The 1,742-nt window shown below is 68.5% G+C and carries 1 protein-coding gene and 1 pseudogene; both read left to right on the top strand.

Annotation, left to right across the window (positions count from 1 at the left end):
* The coding region (gatA, locus tag J7E68_RS12360) for an Asp-tRNA(Asn)/Glu-tRNA(Gln) amidotransferase subunit GatA (RefSeq protein WP_215172984.1) at positions 1 to 1,410 on the top strand (1,410 nt) is incomplete at its 5' end.
* A pseudogene (locus J7E68_RS12355) lies at positions 1,410 to 1,742 on the top strand (Asp-tRNA(Asn)/Glu-tRNA(Gln) amidotransferase GatCAB subunit B); the annotation flags it as partial. The gene gatA and the pseudogene J7E68_RS12355, both read left to right, overlap by 1 nt.

Here is a 1,742-nt window from a genome sequence, read left to right as displayed (position 1 = left end):
GTCGACGGCGACGTACACGCCTTCCTGCACGTCAACGAGGGCGCGCTTGACGCCGCCGCGGCCGTCGACGCGCGGCGTGCGGCGGGGGAGCAGCTCGGACCTATCGCCGGTGTACCGCTGGCGATCAAGGACGTGCTCGTCACGACCGACCAGCCGACCACGAGCGGTTCGCGCATCCTCGAGGGATACCGCTCGCCGTACGACGCCACGGTCGTCGCCCGCTCGCGTGCAGCCGGCCTGATCCCGCTCGGCAAGACCAACATGGACGAATTCGCCATGGGGTCCTCCACCGAGCACTCCGCGTACGGCCCCACTCGCAACCCCTGGGACCTCGACCGGATCCCCGGTGGCTCGGGCGGCGGATCCGCAGCTGCGGTGGCCGCCTTCGAGGCGCCGCTGGCTCTCGGATCCGACACGGGCGGCTCGATCCGCCAGCCCGCGCACGTGACCGGCACGGTGGGCGTGAAGCCGACCTACGGGGGTGTGAGCCGCTACGGCGCGATCGCCCTGGCCTCGAGCCTCGACCAGGTCGGCCCCGTGACTCGCACGGTGCTCGACGCGGGACTCCTGCACGATGCGATCGGTGGTCACGACCCGAAGGACTCCACGTCGCTGCGCGACCAGTGGCCCTCGTTCGCCGACGCCGCTCGTGAGGGTGCCCGCGGAGACGTGCTCAAGGGACTCAAGGTCGGCGTGATCCGCGAACTGCCCGACAGCGGCTTCCAGGCCGGTGTGGCGGAGTCGTTCCGGAGTGCTCTCGCACTGATGGAGGCCCACGGCGCGGAGATCGTCGAGATCGGCGCACCGCACTTCGAATACGGAGTGGCCGCGTACTACCTGATCCTTCCGGCCGAGGCCTCCAGCAACCTGGCGAAGTTCGACTCGGTGCGCTTCGGCCTCCGCGTGACTCCCGACGGCAACCCGACGGTCGAAGACGTCATGTCCGCCACGCGTGACGCCGGCTTCGGCGACGAGGTCAAGCGCCGCATCATCCTCGGCACCTACGCGCTGTCGGCCGGGTACTACGACGCCTACTACGGCAGCGCGCAGAAGGTCCGCACGCTCATCCAGCAGGACTTCGCGAACGCGTTCGCCGAGGTGGACGTCATCGCGACGCCGTCGGCTCCGACGACCGCGTTCAAGATCGGCGAGAAGATCGACGACCCGCTGCAGATGTACCTCAACGACATCACGACGATCCCTGTCAACCTCGCCGGTGTCCCCGGCATCTCGGTGCCCAGCGGACTGGCGGCCGAAGACGGTCTGCCTGTCGGCATCCAGTTCATCGCACCGGCGCGGGAGGACGCGCGCCTGTACAAGGTCGGCGCCGCGGTCGAGACCCTGCTCGTCGATTCGTGGGGAGCACCGCTCCTCACGCGTGCACCCCAGCTCGTGGGAGGGACCCGCTGATGGCCACCGCCAAGCTCATGGACTTCGACAAGGCTCTCGAGATGTTCGAGCCGGTGCTCGGGTTCGAAGTGCACGTCGAGCTCAACACCAACACGAAGATGTTCTCGGACGCGCCGAACCCGGCCAACGAGCGGTACCACGCGGCTGAGCCGAACACGCTGATCGCACCCGTCGATCTCGGTCTTCCGGGCGCGCTCCCCGTCGTCAACGAGACGGCGATCCGGTCGTCGATCAGCCTGGGTCTCGCGCTCGGCTGCTCGATCGCTCCGTCGAGTCGATTCGCGCGGAAGAACTACTTCTACCCCGATCTCGGCCAGAACTATCAGACCTCG

The sequence above is a fragment of the Microbacterium sp. ISL-103 genome (assembly GCF_018613995.1).
Lineage (GTDB): Bacteria > Actinomycetota > Actinomycetes > Actinomycetales > Microbacteriaceae > Microbacterium.
Note: the sequence above shows the minus strand (reverse complement) of the source record. Positions and strands in the feature narration are given on the sequence as shown.